The following is an 18,921-nucleotide window of genomic DNA, read 5'->3' as shown; positions in this document are numbered from 1 at the left end:
CGGTGAACATCCCTGACCTCAGGGTCGGCCGGGCCTTCGCCGCGGTCGCTCCGTGGCTGCTGATGGGGCTGCTCACCACCGCGCTGATCTTCGTCGCCCGCGAGGGTCTGGCGTTGGCGATCCTGGCTGTCGCGGCGGCCGGGTTCGTGCTCTATGTCGCCTATTTCGGGCTCGAACGCGGCGGCCGCTATCTGGTCGTGCTCGGCTTCTTCTGTGCCCCGTGGAGCGGCGTCGTCCTGCCGATGGCCTCGTTCGTGACCTTCTCCGACGTGCTCTTCGCGATGGGCTTCGGGCTGCTGCTGCCGATCATGATCCTGGGGCGTACGTCGCTGCGCCTGCCGCTGGTCTGGGTCGTCGGCGTGCTGATCTCCCTGGTGATGGGAACCCTCGCCTCGCTGCTGGCCGGCGACATCCTGGCGTCGTTCAACATGTATGCGCGCTATCTCGCCGGCGTGATCATCCTGCCGCTGGTCTTCATGCTCTGGCGTCCCCGGATTCAGGTGATCGGCCACCTGGCGATGGCCTATTCGCTCGGGGTCGTTGCCTCGATCGGCTATGGCGTGATCAAGACCGGCGAGCGGCCCGGCGCGCGGTTCATCGGGATGACCGAGCACCCCAACGTCCTGGGGATCACCGGGATGATCGGGCTCGCGCTGATCCCGTTCATCTGGTCGCGCATCGACGCGAAGTGGCACTGGTTCTGGCTCGGCGTCGCCGCTGTCAACGCCGCCACCGTGTGGTTCAGCGGCTCGCGTGCCGCGCTGGTGGTGACCGTGATGGTGGTGTTGATGTGGCCGGTCGTGGAGCGCTCGTTCCGCGGCGGGCTCTGGCTCGGGCTGGGCGGTGCCGTCGGGCTGCTGGTCGCGGACAACTTCATGTCCAAGTCGGGTGACTCGGCGATCGCACGACTGCTCGGCGGCGGCTCTGCGGGCGCCTCGGACTCCGCGCGTGCCGACCTGCTGGAGCACTACTGGAACGAGTTCCTCGAGCGGCCCCTGCTGGGGTCCGGCTTCGAGGAGGCCGTGCTGGGACACAACGTCTGGCTGCAGGTGGCCTATTCGATGGGGATCGTCGGCGCGATCGGCTTCGTACTGATCATCCTGGCCGGGTGCCTGGTGCTGCTGACCGTGCCGCGCCCGCTGCACCGGATCGCCTATCCCGTCATCGCCTATGCCGGGCTGGCCGGACTGACCTCGGTGATCTGGGACCGGTTCATCTGGGCGCCGCTGGCGTTGGCCTTCGCCGTCGCGGTGAGTACGGCGGCCGCGCGCACCGTCGAGAGGGACGGGCCCGGTGGATCGGATGCGACGGAGGGGCCGGGCGACAACTGCAGCGGCGTCGACCCGTCAGGTCGAGACCGACGTGGGACAGACGACGTACCGCTGGCGCCGAACCTGCTCTCACCCGGCCCCGCGGCGCACTTCACCCGCTAATCACCCGTCGACCGCCATCGCGGACACCGGCTCGCTTGTTGCCATCCGGCATGATGTGGAAGCGAATCCTCGCTTCTCGGGCACTCCCCCACACCCCGGAGCACCCCGTGACCCGCTGCGCACCCACCGGCCCCGCCGCCGGCACACCGCGCGGACTCTCCGTGGGCAAGGTTCCGCTCGATGCGCCCAATTTGCCCACTCTCCAACGGCGCCCGGCAACTTCGCGGCACACTGGTGACTGCCGGACCAAGCGGACGGCCGAGCACGGTGCCGGAGGGGGCGCCGCACGGGGGGATGCTGTGGGGACATGTTGAGTGTGAGCTGGCGAGACCGCTTGCTGCGCGCCATCGACACGGCCGCACCGCTGCTCATCCTGCGCGGACCGTCGGGCTTCGGCAAGTCAGGGCTCCTGCGCGAGTGGGTCGCCTCGCTCGACGAGTCGCACCACGTCGTCTGGGTCTCCTTCGGACCCGACCCGGTCCCGGCGGGCGAGTTCTGGATCGAGGCGATCGCCGCCGCCCAGCAGGCCGGCATCCTGCCCGCGCACAACGCCAACGCGATGAGCAACGCAGCCGCCGCAGGCCTGCTCGACCTGCAGAGCCTCGCCGCACGGCTGACCGCAGGCCGCAACTGCGTGCTCGCGATCGACGGCTACCAGGCCACCCGACCCGACCACGAGGTGCTCGACGAGCAACTGGTCGAGCTCGCCGTCTCCCACCCGCGACTGCGGATCGCGGTCACCACCCGCTCCTCCACCCAGTTCACCAGCGACCGGGCACTGCTGAGCGGCGTGATCACCGAGATCTCCCCCGCTCAGCTCGCCTACACCCTCGAGGAGACCCGGCTCGCGGTCGGTGGGGACGAGGCGGCCGAGCGACTGCATGCCGAGACCGGCGGCTATCCGCTGGCCGTGCAGGCAGCGAGCGCCCTGGCAGGTCGGCCCTGGCCCGCGGCGACCACCAAGGAGGTGCGCCATCGGATGGTCGCGGTCAGCCTGGAGACCGAGCTGTGGAAGCTCACCGACCCGGCCTTCGTCGCACTGACCTGCCTGCCCCCGTTCTTCGACTCCACCCTCGCGGAATCGATCACCGCCCTCACCGTCGAAGAGGTCGGCCAGGTCCTCGACGACCTGGAGTGGCACGGGTTCGGCCAGAGCCACGTGCTTCCCGACGGCTCCCGGACCTTCGCCTATGTCGAGACCCTGCGCCAGTCGATCCGCCAGCGCACACTCGCCGAGCTGGGCGAGGCCTCCCTCCAGCGGGTCGGCGCGCCGACGGTCACCTGGCTCCGCTCGCACGACCCCGCCAGCGCATTCACCCTGGCCCTCGAGCTCGAGCTGTACGACGAGGCCGCTGCGGCGTACGGCTGGCTCCTCGCCACCGATCCTGGTCTGTGCACGGGTGAGGACCTGCACGACGTGCTCTCCGCGATCCCGCCGGAGGTCAGCGTCGCCCAGCCTGTGCTCGCCTTCGCCAGGGGCATCGCCCTGATCAGTGATCCGAGCCTGGCCGAGGCCGCGCCCGCGTTCCTCAGCCGGGCGGCCGCTCCCGCCACCCGTGAGCTGCCGGAGCGGATGACGGAAGCAGAGCTCGTCGAGCTGTCCATGGCAACGATCGCGCTCCGACTGCTCAAGCGTTATCCGGAGGCCGGTCGTGCCGCCCACCATGCGGTGACGTTGATGCGTACGGCCCCCGACGACGCCCGTTCCGGCAACTCGGTGCTGACCCTGATGCTGTTGCGCCAGCTCCTCTTCACGCTGGCCCAGGCCGGGGACTTCGACGCGGTCCAGGCCACGATCGCCTGGGCGATGTCGGTCACCTCGGGGGCGCAGGCGAGGTCCGACCTGATGGTCGGCATGGTCGCTCTGGACGCGATCAGCGGACGGGTTGCCCAGGCACGCGAACTGGCCAAGCGGAACCCGGCACGCCCTCCCGAGCTGGACCAGGACGACACCCCGTTCCTGATGGAGCTGCGCAGCAGCGGACACGTCACCCTCGACATCGAGTCCTTCGACTTCGTCAGCGCGCGCGCCGCCGTGAAGGAGATCCCGACGGCCCTCGCCGGAGAGCTGCGGCCGTTCCACGACTGGATCCTGATGCACGCTGCCCTCGCCGGGGGCAACGGTCGGGCCGAAGCCACCCGCATCCTCGAGGAGACGAAGCTCCTCTGCCGGCCAGCGGAGCATGCGCAGAGCTGGGCGGATGCGGTGTTGATCAACGTGCTCGCAATCGGCCTGCTGTCCGGAGGTGACCACACCCTGGTGCGCGAGCTGTTCGCGTTGCCGACGCCCTTCCCGGGCCAGGTCGCGCCGGCCACCCTGCTCGCGCTGGTGCTGACCGGTGACAGCCGGACAGCCCTCGAGCGGCTTCCCGAGCTCCGCGAGGCCGAGGGGCACACCCTGCGCTCGCTGACCGCACTGAAGACGGTCGCCGCCGCTGCGGCCCTGCGTGAGCAGGACCGCGAGCAGGCCGAGGTCCTGCTGCGCAACCTGGACCACGCCTACCACCAGCACGGACTCCAGCTGCCGTTGCTCTACCTGCCCGCGCACGACCTGGACGGCCTCATCGAGGAGGGCCGCCGGCTCGGCCTGGTCAGCTGGACCGCCTTCCACGGCAAGACCATTCCCTCTCCGCGCTTCGTGACCTCCCGGGTGGCGCGGCTCACCGAGCGCGAGCAGGCGGTGGCAGAGGCCCTGCTCACCCACACCAACCGGCACCAGATCGCCAAGGCGCTCTTCGTCTCGGAGAACACCATCAAGACGCAGATGCGCAGCATCTATCGCAAGCTGGGTGTGACCAACCGCAGGGAGGCGATCGACCGGATCGTCGAGCTCCGGTTGGTCCCTGGTGTCGAGAGCCGGTCGCCCAGCTGACGACCGTCGTCGCTAGGCCTGACTGGTGCCCACGCCGCTCGTCAGGAGACTCCCAGGCCCCCGGCCGCCACCGAGTCTGCGGCGTCGGTGCCGTGCAGCGCAGCCACCCTGTCGCTCACGTCCAGTGCCGGCAGTCGCATCTGCACGCTGGTGACGCCGCGGTCCGGCCACGCGGTCAGCTGCAGGGTGCCGCCGTGCCCCTCGACGATCTTGCGGGCGATGCCCAGGCCAAGTCCCTGCCCGGGCATGCCGGAATCCACCGCCGCCGTGGTGCGGTGACCCGACTCGAAGACCTGCTCCACCTCTGCGTCCTCGAATGTCTGGCCCGAGTTGATGCACGTCAGGACCACGAATCCCGTGTCGTCCCGGTGCAGACCGACGTCGATCCAGCCATGGTCATCGGTGTACTTCAGGGCGTTGCTCAACACGATGTCGACCGCCTGGCCCAGCTGCAGCTCGGCGCCGTTGACCAGCAGCTCGATCTCGGACGCCTCCACGCTGAGCGCCAACGAGCGGGCGCTGAACCCGACCTCGAAGGCCGCCAGGCGTTCGTCGACGATGTCGCACAGATCGCACTCCGCGAGGTCTTCCGCCGGGGCCCCGGCCGTGACGCCGCTCTGCTCCAGCATCGTCTTGAGGCGCTGGGCGTTGCGCTGCGCGGTGACCAGACGAGTGCGCGCATGAGCATCGATGGTCGTGCCGGTCAGCGCCAGGTCGATGTTCCCGAGCACGCTTCCCAACGGGGTGCGCAGCTCGTGGCACAGCTTGGCCACCACGTCCTCGATGCCCAAATCCCTGACGGGATCACTGACGACGCAGACACCACTGCGTGGCTTGTCCATCGCCCCACCGCTGCCTGCACGCCCCGCGACGTACGACGCTCGTGCGATCCCCACGATCGCGACCAGCGCACCTGCCACCACGAGAAGGCCCCACCCACTTGCGTCCATCATCGTTCCCCCAGTCCCCGGCCCTGCGTGTTCTCGGGGTTCCCCCGCGACCCCGAGACCAGGCCATGCAGAAAACGCTAGCCGTGGCAGGGCGCAGCGCCCGAGGAATCGCCCGGCCTCACCCACGATTCACCCCCGTGTGACTGCACTCACGAGCGGGTGAACCGGCGGGTGATCGCGGGTGAAGTCGCCGCGATGACGCCACCTGCGATGTCAGGATTGTGCTTGTTGCAGCGACGTTCTCGGGTGAGGTTCCGGCAGCAGATGCCACACCACACAACACCGAGAGCTGGGACTGATGGCTGAACAATCCACTCGCCGCGGGAGCACCCTTGCCCAGGGTTACTACCTGCGCACCGAGCCCGTGGTCATGCCGCAGATCGAGGTCGAGACCACACGCGCCACCATCGGCTGCGTCATCCCGGCATACAACGAGGGCGAGACGATCGGCGCCGTCCTCGACTCCCTGCTCGGACAGACGGTCGTGCCCGACGTCGTACACGTGGTCGTGAACAACACCACCGACCACACCGTGGAGGTGGCCTCGCACTTCGCCGGCCCGCACCTGCGCGAGATCAATGGCCGCGTGCACGAGACCGAGGTCTTCGTCCACGACATCGGCGAGAACCCCGACAAGAAGGTCGGTGCGCTCAACTACGGCTTCGAGATGGTCCGGGGCATGGACTACTTCCTCGGCGTCGACGGTGACACGACCGCAGAACCCGACGCGGTCGAGCACCTGCTGGAGGAGATCGAGAGCGATCGGCGGATCGGCGGGATCTCGGCGATCTACTCGATCGACGACACCGACCTGACCAGCTGGACCTCGAAGTTCCTGATCGCCGGCCAGCGGCAGCAGTTCGCCACGTTCAACATGCAGAACCTGCTGCGCGGGCGCCAGATGGCCGTGCTCGGCGGCCAGTTCTCCATCTTCCGGATGACCTCGCTCTATGAAGTCACCGTCGACAACCACCAGGGAACGCCCTGGGTGCGCGACAGCGAGATCGAGGATTCCCTGCTGTCGTTGCAGATTCGCAGCGCCGGCTATCTCACCAAGATCAGCGCCACGGCCCGGGCCAACGTCGGCGGGATGCCCACCTTCGCCGCCCTCGACGCCCAGCAGGTCAAGTGGAACGCTGGCGCCATCGACCTGATGTGGCCCGGCCAGCGTGGGGACACCAAGGGACAGCCGTTCCACCCGAACCTGCGCCTGCGCTGGTTCGAGATGATGTCGATGGTGCTCAACATGTACACCCGACTGACGTTCGTCTCGCTGGTCATCTGCTCGTTGCTGATCAGTGCCTGGGTCTTCAACCCGCTCTGGCTGGTCCCGCCGCTCATCTCGACCGCACTCAACCTGCGGGTGGCCCGCTCGATGACCGACCGCGGGCCGCGCGACACCCTGTTCGCCCTGCTGTGGTTGCCCTCCGAGGCCTACATCTGGACCCGGATGGGGCACTTCGTGAGGGCCTGGACCAAGTTCGCCTTCACCAGCGAGAACGACAACTGGGCCGCGCAGGCACGAGCCGAGAGCGGCCAGGGCAAGTCCGCGTTCCTCGCTCCGTTCGGCGCCGCCCTGGTGCTGATCGCCACGATGGTGATCGTCTTCCTCCAGCTGCCCGAAGGTGTGCAGCCCCAGTTCCTCTACGTCAACTGGACGGTGCTCGCCATCGTCACGATTCTCCAGAGCGCATGGCTCTTCCTCAAGTGCGTGCGCCGCTACCGCGGATTCAAGGTGTGAAGAAGATGACCGTACGCCGTCCCCACCTGCCCGGCTTCCGTCCACGCTCGCCCCGTCTTCGGGTGGTCCTGCTCGCTGCAGCCCTCGTCGTGACCGGCGGGTGTGGTGCCATCGAGGACTCCCTCGGTGGCTCCGGCACCCCCGCCGAGGCCGCTCCGCTGGCCGCCCCGGCCGACACCGACGTGCCGTTCAACTCGGAGTTCTCCCGCGACGGGACCTTCCAGTCGCACATCCCGATCGACGAGGTCGACTTCGTCTTCACCATCTGGTCCGCGAAGACCACCCCACGGATGCAGGAGTGGTATCCCCAAGGCGACAAGTTCTTCTCCTTCACCTTCACCGGCTATGACACGCGGCGACGACTCAGGGACAAGTTCGCCACCAAGCGACGGATCTATCTCGACGACGTCGCGATCACCTCGGTCACCACCTCGGCCAGCGGCACCACCGAGTCGCCGTACAACCTGCGGGAAAAGGCACGTGACGTGACCTTCGACCCCGAAGCCGTTCAGTCGCGGCGCTACGGCATGTTGATCACCTCCCCCAAGGGCGCCTTCGAGCTGCGCAACCAGCGGATCGGAACCATGGCCGCGGACACGGAGGGCGTCACGTTGACCTTCACCGCGACCGTGCACATCGAGACCGGCGCCCGCACCGGCAGGTTCGAGACCCAGCAGGTCGTGCAGACCGTGCCGATCTCGATCTTCAAGTCCGAGGTCGCCACGCGGCCACAACCCGTGCCCTACAACGCAACGTGAGGGCGCCCATGACGACGAAATCACAACGAGAGGGACAGGCGCGATGAACCGCGAGGACCTGCACGAGGAGAAGGTGGCCGTCGTGATCGACGACGACGCCGACATCAGGGCACTGCTCGAGGACATCCTCGTGCTCTCCGGCTACACGGTGGTGCCCGTCGAGACCGCCCGGGACGGTATCGAGGCTGTCCGGACCTTCGATCCGGCGCTGACCCTGATGGACGTCTCCATGCCCGGCATGGACGGCTTCACCGCCACCCGTGCGATCAGGGAGACCAGCGACACCTTCCTGGTCATCGTCAGCGGGCGCGCCGAGGAGATCGACGTGATCGAGGGGTTCGCCGCCGGCGCCGACGACTATGTCTTCAAGCCGTTCCGGGTGCGGGAGCTGAGGGCGAGGATCGAAGCCGGAACCCGTCGCACACGCCTCGGAGCGTCAGCCGGCTCCGTCTCTGCCCCTGTCGGTGCCGCGTCGCAGGAGACCGCGTCCGCTTCGGCGACCGATGCTGCCGCGGTTGGAGAGCTGGCCGACTCCGCGCCGCAGGCCGAGGCGATCGGGGCCGAGGGTGCGCGCGTTCCCGGTCCCCGGTTGCCGAATTCCACTCCGCCCTGGCGGCCGGGGCAGCCGCTCCGCTCGCCCCTGGTTTCCTCGATGTCCTCGGCGTCCTCTGCCTCCGTTGCTCACTCTGCTCCCGCGGCCCCCGCTGCCCCGGCTGCCCCCGCTGCCCCCGCTGCGCGTGCGGTGCCGTCGGTGCCGTCGATGCCGCCGGTGCCCGCTGCACCTGCTGCGCGCTCGATGCCCTCGGCGCCGTCGAGGGCGGCTGCGTCGTCGCGGCGCCCGGCTCCGGTCGAGCCGTCATTCATCGAGCGAGCATCCCGCGCCCAGGACCCGGCCCGCGCCCGCGCACTCGCCCCGGCCTCCTCGTCATACGGCCAGGTCAACGGCTATGCCGAACCCGCCGGGATCGACGAGGCCATGTCCGACGAGTTCGCAGTGATGCGGCACGGTGGGCTCACCGTCGACCGAACCACCGGCCAGGTGTTCCTCCACGAGCGCCAGATCGACCTGACCGAGCGCGAGTTCGCGTTGCTGGCCACGTTGATGGAGCACCGCAACCAGGTTCGCTCGACCTCGAGCCTGGTGCTGGCGATGCGCGGACAGAGCTATGTGACGGCGTGGTTCGTCACTGCCGCGGACCGCAGTGAGGTCGCCGCGCAGATCCGTAGCCTGCGCAGCAAGCTGGGCGACTCCGAGAACTCCCCGACCTGGATCGAGACCGTGCGCGACGTCGGCTACCGGATGGTGTCGCGGTGAGGTCGCTCCGCGCGACAGTGCCCAGTGGCACTCCTCGGCTCCTAGCAGCCGGCGCCGTCGCCGCGGCGCTGCTGCTCACCGTCGGCGGCTGCAGCCAGCCCTCCTCGGACTCGAGCGAGCAGCCCGCACAGCAGAACGGGGCCGCGGCCGCCCCGGCGGCCCCGGCTGCCGCCCAGGCCAACACGGTCGCCACCCCCGCCACCGGCCTGTCCAAGCTGCAGTTCGTCGCCCAGTCAGCGGCGCCGTGCACCCAGGTCTGGATCGGCGGCGCACAGCTGCCGGCGAACTACGAATGGTGCTCGGACCAGGACGGAGAGCCGGTCGCGGGAGTGCGGGAGGGTTCCTGCGAGGTGATCGTCCACGGAACCACGATGTGGGCGATTCCCGGACGTCAGATCCACGTGACCGGGACCGACGTGAGCCTCGACCCCGGCTATACCGACGCGACGCGGTCGTGCAAGCGACGGGCGGTGGCCGCGAACCAGCGGTGAGTCTCGGCGTACCCTCTCGGGCGCCTGGTCGTTGACTGCGTAGACCTCGCCACCGTGCATCCCGGCCGGTGGGTCGAGCAGCGATTTCATCCCCCAAGGAGCCCCAGTGATCCGTAGCGTGGGCCACGCCGCCAAGCGCACCAAGCAGACCGTGACCAGCTTCGACAACGGTCCGCGGATCCTCGTCGACCTGCTGCGCAAGCGGGTCACCGGCAGCCCCGAAGACATCTCGCTGAAACTCAAGGGCTTCGACGTGCTCGCGCCCAACGTGCCCGGCGCCCGGTTCCCGGTCTATGAGGCGCTGGTCGAGGACGCCTACCGGATCCCGTGGCTGACCGCCGGCCTCTCCGACTCGCCGGTCGCGGTCGACATGGGCGGGCACATCGGCTCGTTCGCGCTCGCCTTCGCCGGCGTGCACCCGACCGGTCGCGTGGTCTGCTTCGAGGCCACGCCGGGCACCTACACCTATCTCCAGAAGAACATCGCCCGCAACGGCCTGTCCGACCGCGTCGTCGCGCACAACATCGCCGTCTCCGACCACGAGGGCGAGTTGGTGATGGCCTCGCACGGGGACGGGTCCGGCCACAACGGCGTGCTGCACCTGGGCGAGGCCGGGCTGCAGACCATCTCCGTGCCGTGTCTGCCCGCCGCCGCCGCGTTCGACATGGCCGCGGGCCCGGTCGAGGTCGTGAAGATGGACATCGAGGGCGCGGAATACGACATGATCCTCAACTCCTCGCCGTCGGACTGGGCGTCGGTGCAGCGAGTGGTGATGGAATATCACGACCTGCCGGGCCGCGACTGGACCGAGCTGCGCGACTGGTTCTCCGACGCCGGGCTGGTCGAGCAGGACCGCGAGGCGGACCCGTACAAGAACCTCGGGCTGGCCTGGCTCTCGCGCACGCCGCTCGACTGAGCTGGCCATGCCTCGACTGCCCCCCGCACTCGAGCCGCTGTTCCCCGTGGTCAAACGCGGCCACCGCTTCGCCACTCGCAGGGTCGGCGCAATCTCGCGGGCGATCTCACCGGCGTTGGGCGAGCGCGGCGTACCGCTCCACGCCCATCCGACCTCCGCGGCCACCGCTGCCGCTGAGCCGGGCGCCGTCCTGCACGAGGCAGGGCCCGCCGAGCACCTCGAGCGCGAGGCTCCACTCGGCACCCCCGCCGGACTCGAGTGGTGGCGGGGAGTCACGTCGTACGACGTCCCGCCACGGTTCGTCCTGGAGCTGCCGGGCGGGCAGGTGATCGGCAACTACTCGGCGCACCTGAGCGCGCGGGGGGTGCTGGACCATGAGACGTCGCACTACTTCGATGTCGAGGGTCCGCGCGAGCACCCGATCTATCTGCGCACGCGGCTGCCCGAGCCGGTCACGGTGCCCGGCTCGCTGGTGTCGTTGGCGACGCGCGCGACCGGGGTGAACTACTACCACTATCTGATGGATCTGCTGCCGAGGTGGGGGATCCTCGCCGAGGCGATGCCGGGGTTCCGACCCGACTATCTCTATGCGAACACCGAGCCCCGGTTCGGGCGCCAACTGCTCGATCTGGCGGGGCTCTCGGGGATCGAGACGATCTCGCCGCGCAAGCACTCGGCGGTGCGCGCCTCGCGGTTGCTGGTCCCGAACATCACCAACAAGGCGTGCCTGGCACCGCGCTGGACGACCGAGTGGCTGCGGCGCAACCTGCCCCCGGTCTCTGCTGCCTCGGGGCGACCGACCCGGCTCTACGTCACCCGCGGCTCGGCGAAGAACTCGCGGCGCGTGGTCAACGAGGCCGAGGTCCTTGCCGTGCTGAGGCCGCTGGGGTTCGAGGTCGTCGACCCCGGGGCGTTGTCGGTGCAGCAGCAGATCGATACCTTCGCCGCCGCGTCCGTCGTGGTCGCGCCGCACGGGGCCGGGTTGACCAATCTGGTCTTCGCGCCACCGGACGTGCGGGTTCTGGAGCTTTTCAACCCCTCTTATCTGAACCCTGGCTTCTGGGCGATCGCCTCGAACCTGGGTGCTTCGCGCTATCGCTATCTGGTGGGGTCCGGCCCCGCGCCGGCCGCGGGCGCGCCGATGCGCGCAGTCTATGGCGACATCACGGTGCCGATGGATGCGTTCCGGGTGGCCTTGGAAGACGTCCTCGCCTGATCGCCGACCCGGCACTTGTTGACGGTCCCCTCCCCGACCCGGCACTTGTTGACCGTCCCCTTCGCCGACCCGGCAGTTGTTGACGGTTTCCGGCGTCAACAACTGCCGGCTCGGCGAGAACCTGCGTCAACAACTGCCGGGTCGGCGGGACCGCACGCCAACAAGTGCCGGGTCGACGACTAGGAACGGTCGAGGATCGCGAGCGCAAAGGTGGCGTACTGCTTGGCCACCTCCTGCGCGGCGAGCGGACCTTCCTCCCGGAACCACGACGGCAGGGAGGTGCACATCGTGGCGATAGCGCGGCACGGCGTACGCACCTCGATTCCGGGGAAGGCCAGCGCTGCCTGCTCGTCGAGGAGGTGTTGCACCTCGTCACGCAGGCCGGTCACCCGCACGAGCTCGTCACCCGAGATGCCACGCATCTCGCTGGCCCCCAGGAAGGCCAAGTCGCGGCGTACGGCGTGGAAGAGCGCCAGCGACTCGACCATCGCGGCGAATTCCTCACGCGAGCCGGTCGCCTCGTCACGCGCCGCGAACAGGCGCCAGCGGATCTCCGACATCGTCACGTCCATCAACGCGACCAGGATCAGCTCCTTGGCCGGGTAGTGGTGATAGATCCCGGCCACGCTCACCCCGGCCTCGGCGGCGACCTCGCGCATGCTCGTCGCGTGGAAGCCCTGCCGGACGAACAACCGGGTCGCTGCCTCGAGGATCGGATTGAGCGGGGAGTCGTCATAGCGGCGCCACTCCCCCGTTTCGACGGGCGGACGCACCGCCCCGGCCGCAGCCGCAGGCCGGGTCATCTCACCGCGCACGAGTCGCTCCACGGGTACGTCGACCGCGTCGGCGATCCGCTGCAGGCGCTCGACCGTGAGCGGGGTCCGGTCGTTCTCGATCGCACTCATCGTCGCGGGGCTGAGCTCCAGGGCAGCGGCGAGTGCCCGCAGCGACAGACCACTGGCGTTGCGAGCGCTGCGCACGGCCGCGCCCACAGACGCAACACCGGTCTGTTCAGTCATAGCAAACAGCATAACCCCCCTTCCCTTCGATTGAACTAACCCATACGATCATTCGGTCACGTTCAACACCGCACGAACCAGGGATCACGGCCGCGATCACTGGCACAGGAGCGCACACAACCACGGGAGCGAGCACATGGCACGAGATGTTGCAGAGCTGGTCCGGCCCGACAGGCTAGGTCCCGCCCTGGTCGACGCGACCGGGGACGACGCCTGGCGCGAGGTCACCGCCGAGATGATCAGCGGCGGCAAGTCCAACCTGACCTTTACCCTGTCCAGCCCCGCCGGGGAGCTGATCCTGCGCCGCCCGCCCACTGGCAAGCTCCTGCCCAGCGCCCACGACATGGGGCGCGAGGCGCGCGTCCAGTCGGGCCTGCTCGGCACCGACGTACCCGTCGCCACGATCGTCCTCCACGACGACGGCGAACTGATCGGCCTCCCCTGCTATGTCATGGAGAAGGTGCCCGGGCACATCATCCGGGGCGAGCTGCCCGCCGGCTATGCGACGACCCCCATGGAGCGTGAGCAGATGGCGTTCACCTTCGTGGACACCCTCGCCGCGCTGCACGCCGTCGACCAGGACGCCGTCGGGCTGGGCGACTACGGTCGTCCCGCCGGGTTCATGGAGCGCCAGGTCCGGAGGTGGACCGGTCAGTGGGAGGCGAGCCGCACCCACGAGGTCGCCGAGATCGACGAGCTCGCGCGGCGCCTGACCAACGGCGTGCCGGCCCAGGAGCGCAGCACGATCGTGCACGGCGACTACCGCACCGACAACGTCGTCTATGCAACCGACGATCCCGGCCGCATCAACGCGGTGCTCGACTGGGAGCTCTCCACCCTCGGCGACCCACTGACCGACCTCGGCCTGCTGATGCTGTTCTGGCGCAGCGCCGCCGACGGCCCGCTGAGCCTGATCCCCGGCATCACGCACCTGCCCGGCTTCCCGCACCGCGACGCGATGCTCGAGAGGTACGCCGCCAGCTCGGGCGCGGACCTCTCCGACATGGGCTACTACCAGGCCTTCGCCCACTTCAAGTTCGCCGTCATCGCTCAGGGAGTCGCAGCGCGTTCCGCGGCTGGCGACATGGGCGGCCAGGACTTCGGCAACCTCGACGACGAGATCCTCGGCCTGGCCACGGCCGGACTCGACCACATCTAAGGAGACACCATGGACTTCGCTCTCTCACCCAAGGCCCAGGAGGCCTCCGAGAACATGTGGGAGTTCATGCGCGAGCATGTCTTCCCCGCCGAACCCGTCTGGGCCGCGCAGCTCGCCGAGCACGGCGAGCACTCCACGCCCGCCGTGCTCGAGGACCTCAAGGCCGAAGCCCGGCGCCGCGGCCTGTGGAACCTCTTCCTGCCCAAGCTCTCGGGCCTCTCCAACCTGGAGTACGCCGCGGTGGCCGAGATCTCGGGCTGGTCGCCGGTGATCGCGCCCGAGGCGATCAACTGCCAGGCGCCCGACACGGGCAACATGGAGACGCTGGAGCTCTTCGCCACCGAGGAGCAGCGCAAGCGTTGGCTCGAGCCGCTGCTCGAGGGCCGGATCAGGTCGGCGTTCGCGATGACCGAGCCCGACGTTGCCTCGTCCGACGCCACCAACATCACCACCTCGATCACCCGTGACGGCGACGACTACGTCATCAACGGACGCAAGTGGTGGATCACCGGCGTCGCTGACGAGCGCTGCGAGATCTTCATCGTGATGGGCAAGACCGACCCCGACGCCCCCACCCACCGGCAGCAGTCGATGGTGCTGGTCCCTCGCGACACACCGGGCGTCACCATCGAGCGGCACCTGCCGGTCTTCGGCTATCAGGACCAGCACGGTCACTCCCAGATCCTCTTCGAGGACGTCCGGGTGCCGATGAGCAATCTGCTGGCCAGTGAGGGCGACGGCTTCATGATCGCCCAGGCCCGTCTCGGTCCCGGCCGGATCCACCACGCCATGCGTGCCATCGGGATGGCCGAGCGCGCTCTCGCGCTGATGGTCGACCGGGCCTCGAACCGGGTCGCCTTCGGCCAGCCCCTCGCCGAGTTCGCCAACGTGCAGGATGCGATCGCCAACTCGCGGATCGAGATCGACCAGGCCCGGTTGCTGGTCTACAAGGCTGCCTGGCTGATCGACCAGCACGGCGCCAAGGGCGCGAAGTCCGAGATCTCCCAGATCAAGGTCTCTGCCCCCGCCGTCGCGGTGGCGGTCATCGACCGGGCGATCGAGATCTTCGGGGCGATGGGCGTCTCCGACGACACCGTCCTGGCCGGCTTCTATGCCTGGGCGCGAGTGCTGCGCATCGTGGACGGCCCCGACGCCGTACACCGCCGCACCATTGCCCGCCAGGAACTCAAGCGCACTGCGCCCTACGTCGGCTGAGCGGTGCAGTCATGACCAACCCACTCGACCGGTTCCGCCTCGACGACAAGGTCGTCCTCATCACCGGCGCCAGCTCCGGCCTCGGCGTCGGCTTCGCCCGCGCCACTGCAGCCGTCGGCGCCACCCTGGTGCTGGCCGCACGGCGCGAGGACCGGCTCAGTGCCCTCGCGGACGAGCTGCGCTTCGCGGGTACGACGGTGCTCACCCACCGCACCGATGTCTCGGTCGCCCAGGACTGCGCTGCCGTGGCAGACGCCGCCGCGGCCGAGTTCGGACGCATCGACGTGCTGGTGAACAACGCCGGCGTCGGCATCGCCGGATCCGCGCTGCGCGAGGCCCCGGAGGTCTTCGCGCAGGTGGTCGACGTGAACCTCAACGGGTCCTACTGGATGGCTCGGGCCTGCGCCCCGCACATGCCGGAGGGTTCGTCGATCGTGAACATCGCCAGCGTCCTGGGCCATGTGGCTTCACGGTTCCCCCAGGCGCACTATGCGGCAAGCAAGTCCGGGGTGCTCGGCCTGACGCGTGACCTGGCCCAGCAGTGGTCGGCCCGGCGCGGGATCCGCGTCAACGCGTTGTGTCCGGGATATTTCGCCAGCGAGATGACCAACGCCGAAGGCGGAGAGCTGTTGCGCGACCTGGTCATCAGCAACTCCATCCTCGGCCGGTTCGGCGAGCAGGAAGAGCTCGACTCGGCGCTGCTCTTCCTGGCCTCGCCGGCATCGTCGTACATGACCGGAGGCTCCCTGATCGTGGACGGTGGCCTGTCCGCGACGGTCTGACCGCAGGTCAGGTCCAGCCTCAGGGCTGTCCGGGTCGCAACTCCACCCAGAGTCCCTCGGCGTCGGCGCAGACGGTGTCGCCGTGCCTCAGCTCCGCAGCGAGGAAGCGCTTGCGTCCCTCGACGTGAGTGATCCGGGCGTGCACCGTGAGCTCGACGCCGACCGGCGTCACGGCCCGGAAGTTCGTGGTCAGGAAGGCGGTTCGGCTCGGCGGCAGGTCACTGCGGGCGAGCAGCCAGCCCAGCAAGTCGTCGAAGAGCATGGAGATCGCACCGCCGTGGACGGCCATGTTCTCGCCGACGTGGAACCGTCCGAAGGTGACCGTTGCGCTCGCCTCCAGGGAGCCCTTCGGCACGTCGTACGACGGGATCAGCGCCTGTCCTCGTCCCGGCCTGTCGGTCCAGTGTCCCCACAGGCGCTGCGGCTCACCGACCTCGAGACCGCGCAGCCTTGAGGTCATCTGCGCGAGCTGAGCCCGCAGGCGTGCGGCGTGCTCGGTGTCGATGGCCGCGCCGGCGAGCACGTCGAGGAAGCCGCGGAGCTCCTCGGTCATCGCCTGGTAGGCCGATCCGAGCGCGGGCGGACCGGGCGCGACCATCAGTGCCTCGATCGCGGCCCGACCGTCGAACGGTGCTCCCGCCTCGGTCGCGTGCCCCGTCTGCTGGTCGGTGCTCACTGAATCACCGCCGGAGCACGGAGTGCGGCATCGAGACGAACCACCTCTCCATTGATCATCGCGTTCTCCACGATGTGTGCCACGAAGCTGGCGAACTCGTCGGGACGGCCCAGACGGTCAGGGTGCGCGGGGCGCCCGACGCTGGCCACCGCGGACTCGCTCATCCCGGCCACCATCGGAGTCTCGAAGATGCCCGGAGCGACCGTGACCACGCGGATCGCGCGGCTCGAGAGTTCGCGGGCGGCCGCAGCGGTCACGCCAACGACGGCAGCCTTGGAGCCGCCATAGGCAACCGAGGAGCTGTCGAGCCCGGCTGCCGAGGCCACCATCACCACTACGCCGCGCTCCCCATCACGCAGCTCGTTGTGCTGCATGGCGTCAGCCGCATGCCCGAGCAGGCTGACCGTTCCGCCGAAGTTGACGTCCATCACCCGACGCACCGTGGCAGCGTCGACGGGTCCGCGTGACCCGAGGAGACGGCCCTGGTGGCCGATTCCGGCGCACGCGACCGCGGCCCGCAGCTCACCCAGCTCGACGGCTGCGCGCACCGCGGCCACGACCTCGTCCTCGGCGGTCACGTCGGTGGCAACGAACCGGACCTCGTCACCGAAGTCGGTGGTCCTGCGCTCCCAGGCGCTGACCAGGTCCGCGACGACCACGGTTGCGCCAGCCGCCGCAAGGCGCTGCGTCGTTGCCGCTCCCAGCCCGGAAGCGCCGCCGGTCACCAGTGCTGAAGCTCCTGCGAGTTGCATGTCCGTCCCTCGTTCGTATGGTGGTGGCGGTGTGGGCAGCAGCGGCCCCGCGTGGATCCCGGGAGTCAGTTGATGGAGCGGTCCGAGTTGCCCCAGAACTCTTTGCGCAACTCACGCTTGAGCACCTTGCCGGCACCGGAGACGGGGAAGGAGTCGACGACGTCGATGCTTCGCGGCAGCTTGTAGTTCGCGATGTGTTGACGGCACCACTCGCGAACCTCCTCGAGGGTGATGTCCTCGCCTTCCCGGAGGATCAGGAACGCATGCACCCGCTCACCCCACGTGTCGTCCGGAACGCCGACGACTGCTGCCTGCATGATCCTGTCGTGCTTGACCAGAGCGTTCTCGACCTCGACGGAATAGACGTTCTCACCGCCGCTGATGACCATGTCCTTGATCCGGTCGACCACGAAGAGATAACCGTCGGCATCCATGTAGCCCGCGTCGCCGGTGTGCATCCATCCGCCCGCGAGGGCCTGCGCGGTCTCGTCGGGCTTGTTCCAGTAGCCCTGCATCACGTGGTCGCCCCTCGAGACGATCTCACCCACCTCGCCGCGCGGGAGGGTCTGGTCGTCGGGTCCGACCACGCGGACCTCGGCGTGTGCGGCGGCTCGCCCAGCGGAGCGCGCGAGACTCGACACGTCGTGGTCGTCGGCGGTCAGCAGTGTGGCCACCGGCGCGAGCTCGGTCATGCCGTATGCCTGGGTGAACCTCGCGTTGGCGAAGGTAGCCCGGGCACGGTTCAGGACGCTCTCCGAGATGGGCGAGGCGCCGTACATCACTCGCTGCATGCTCGTGAGGTCGGCGGTCGCGGCCTCCGGGGAGTCCACGATCGCCTGAATCATGGTGGGCACGAGCAGCGCATCGGTCACGCCGTGCTTCTCGATGGCGTCCACCACGCCGGCCACGGTGAAGGACGGCACGATGACGTGAACCGCGTGGGTGAGGTTGGCGATGTTCCAGGCAGCGCCGTCTGCCAGGTGGAACATCGGCGCTGCGTGAAGGAGTACGCCGCCGCGCGACAGCATGTCGGTGGTCACCATGCAGCCCATCGCGGAGGTGAGCAGCGCACGGTGATCGAGCATGACGCCCTTGGGAGCGCCCGTGGTGCCACCGGTGTAGTAGACGCCGTAGAGGTCCTCGTCCCTGCGCCGAGCATCCTCGAGCAGCTCGGCGCCGGCGACGAGGTCCTCATAGGACAGCAGGCCATCGGGCGTCTCGCCCTCGCCGCAGTAGATCACCTCACGCAGGTTCGGCGCCTTGGCCCGGAGCTCGTCGACCGTCCCGGCGAACGCGTCGTCCACGAGCACGATGTCGGTGCCGCAGTCCACCAGGGAGTAGGCCACCTCGGTCACACTCCACCGGCTGTTCACCGGGTTCACCACCCCGCCGGCCCACGGCACGGCATAGAGGAGCTCGTGGTAGCGATCGCTGTTCAGTGCATAGATGCCGACCCGCTCGCCGTCGACGACACCGAGCTCACGCAGGGCCCCGGCCATGCGGGCAACTCGGTCGGCGGTCTCGGCGACCGTGCGGGTGCGGCTGCCGAAGATCGTGGCGACCTGATCGGGTCGTGACTGCACGGCCTGGTGGAGGGACTGAGTGATCTGCATCGTGCACAACCTC

16 protein-coding genes are annotated in these 18,921 nt (G+C 69.0%); 11 read left to right on the top strand and 5 right to left on the bottom strand.

Features of this window, described 5'->3' with window-relative positions; all coding sequences use genetic code 11:
• The first annotated feature begins 2 nt into the window (after positions 1–2).
• Both BJ980_RS13640 and BJ980_RS13635 read left to right on the top strand, forming a co-directional pair.
• Entirely contained in the window at positions 3–1,433 is a 1,431-nt protein-coding gene (locus tag BJ980_RS13640) for an O-antigen ligase family protein (RefSeq protein WP_179502797.1), read from the top strand.
• A 307-nt stretch (positions 1,434–1,740) separates the two neighbouring features.
• Positions 1,741–4,305 (top strand): LuxR C-terminal-related transcriptional regulator, encoded by a 2,565-nt coding sequence (locus tag BJ980_RS13635; protein ID WP_179502796.1) that lies wholly within the window; start codon positions 1,741–1,743, stop codon positions 4,303–4,305.
• A 41-nt stretch (positions 4,306–4,346) separates the two neighbouring features.
• Here BJ980_RS13635 and BJ980_RS13630 read toward each other — a convergent pair whose 3' ends face one another.
• Entirely contained in the window at positions 4,347–5,258 is a 912-nt protein-coding gene (locus tag BJ980_RS13630; RefSeq protein WP_179502795.1) for a sensor histidine kinase, read from the bottom strand.
• Between the two features lie 295 nt (positions 5,259–5,553).
• Between BJ980_RS13630 and BJ980_RS13625 the strand changes: the two genes are divergently transcribed.
• The 6 genes from BJ980_RS13625 (at position 5,554) to BJ980_RS13600 (ending at position 11,692) form a co-directional block, all read left to right on the top strand.
• Positions 5,554–6,996: a glycosyltransferase family 2 protein gene (locus BJ980_RS13625; RefSeq protein ID WP_179502794.1), complete on the top strand. Its 1,443-nt coding sequence runs from the start codon at positions 5,554–5,556 to the stop codon at positions 6,994–6,996.
• The gene (locus BJ980_RS13620; RefSeq protein WP_179502793.1) at positions 6,993–7,754 is read left to right on the top strand and encodes a hypothetical protein; all 762 of its coding nucleotides are present in this window, start codon (positions 6,993–6,995) and stop codon (positions 7,752–7,754) included. The genes BJ980_RS13625 and BJ980_RS13620 overlap by 4 nt, the downstream gene beginning before the upstream one ends.
• A 43-nt stretch (positions 7,755–7,797) precedes the next feature.
• Positions 7,798–9,069, top strand: coding sequence for a winged helix-turn-helix transcriptional regulator (locus tag BJ980_RS13615; RefSeq protein WP_179502792.1), 1,272 nt, complete (start codon positions 7,798–7,800; stop codon positions 9,067–9,069).
• Positions 9,066–9,560, top strand: a complete 495-nt coding sequence (locus BJ980_RS13610; protein ID WP_179502791.1) for a hypothetical protein — start codon at positions 9,066–9,068, stop codon at positions 9,558–9,560. Before BJ980_RS13615 ends, BJ980_RS13610 begins: the two co-directional genes overlap by 4 nt.
• 106 nt (positions 9,561–9,666) lie before the next feature.
• Positions 9,667–10,476 (top strand): FkbM family methyltransferase, encoded by an 810-nt coding sequence (locus BJ980_RS13605; RefSeq protein WP_179502790.1) that lies wholly within the window; start codon positions 9,667–9,669, stop codon positions 10,474–10,476.
• A 7-nt stretch (positions 10,477–10,483) separates the two neighbouring features.
• Positions 10,484–11,692, top strand: a complete 1,209-nt coding sequence (locus BJ980_RS13600) for a glycosyltransferase family 61 protein (RefSeq protein WP_179502789.1) — start codon at positions 10,484–10,486, stop codon at positions 11,690–11,692.
• Positions 11,693–11,871: 179 nt separating this feature from the next.
• Here BJ980_RS13600 and BJ980_RS13595 read toward each other — a convergent pair whose 3' ends face one another.
• Positions 11,872–12,711 carry a TetR/AcrR family transcriptional regulator gene (locus tag BJ980_RS13595; protein WP_179502788.1) on the bottom strand — a complete coding sequence of 280 codons (840 nt, stop codon included), beginning with the start codon at positions 12,709–12,711 and terminating at the stop codon, positions 11,872–11,874.
• Between the two features lie 136 nt (positions 12,712–12,847).
• Between BJ980_RS13595 and BJ980_RS13590 the strand changes: the two genes are divergently transcribed.
• From BJ980_RS13590 to BJ980_RS13580, 3 genes are read left to right on the top strand one after another with little or no spacing between them, the layout of a single operon-like run.
• Positions 12,848–13,870 carry a phosphotransferase family protein gene (locus BJ980_RS13590; protein WP_179502787.1) on the top strand — a complete coding sequence of 341 codons (1,023 nt, stop codon included), beginning with the start codon at positions 12,848–12,850 and terminating at the stop codon, positions 13,868–13,870.
• 9 nt (positions 13,871–13,879) lie between these two features.
• Positions 13,880–15,085: an acyl-CoA dehydrogenase family protein gene (locus tag BJ980_RS13585; RefSeq protein WP_179502786.1), complete on the top strand. Its 1,206-nt coding sequence runs from the start codon at positions 13,880–13,882 to the stop codon at positions 15,083–15,085.
• Positions 15,086–15,096: 11 nt separating this feature from the next.
• Positions 15,097–15,867: an SDR family NAD(P)-dependent oxidoreductase gene (locus tag BJ980_RS13580; protein WP_179502785.1), complete on the top strand. Its 771-nt coding sequence runs from the start codon at positions 15,097–15,099 to the stop codon at positions 15,865–15,867.
• Between the two features lie 19 nt (positions 15,868–15,886).
• Here the strand turns inward: BJ980_RS13580 and BJ980_RS19485 are convergent, their stop codons facing one another.
• The 3 genes from BJ980_RS19485 to BJ980_RS13565 all read right to left on the bottom strand — a co-directional run bounded on the left by BJ980_RS19485 (position 15,887) and on the right by BJ980_RS13565 (position 18,908).
• Positions 15,887–16,543 (bottom strand): hotdog domain-containing protein, encoded by a 657-nt coding sequence (locus tag BJ980_RS19485; RefSeq protein ID WP_179502784.1) that lies wholly within the window; start codon positions 16,541–16,543, stop codon positions 15,887–15,889.
• A complete protein-coding gene (locus tag BJ980_RS13570; RefSeq protein ID WP_179502783.1) occupies positions 16,540–17,295 on the bottom strand; it encodes an SDR family NAD(P)-dependent oxidoreductase in 756 nt (251 codons plus the stop codon). The genes BJ980_RS19485 and BJ980_RS13570 overlap by 4 nt, the downstream gene beginning before the upstream one ends.
• Positions 17,296–17,360: 65 nt before the next feature.
• Complete coding sequence (locus tag BJ980_RS13565; RefSeq protein ID WP_179502782.1) at positions 17,361–18,908, bottom strand: long-chain-fatty-acid--CoA ligase; 1,548 nt, start codon at positions 18,906–18,908, stop codon at positions 17,361–17,363.
• Positions 18,909–18,921 lie beyond the last annotated feature (13 nt).

Origin of the sequence: Nocardioides daedukensis, assembly GCF_013408415.1 — a bacterium.
GTDB classification, from domain to species: Bacteria; Actinomycetota; Actinomycetes; order Propionibacteriales; family Nocardioidaceae; genus Nocardioides; species Nocardioides daedukensis.
The sequence above is the reverse complement of the archived record's forward strand: the minus strand, read 5'-3'. Positions and strand labels throughout refer to the sequence as shown.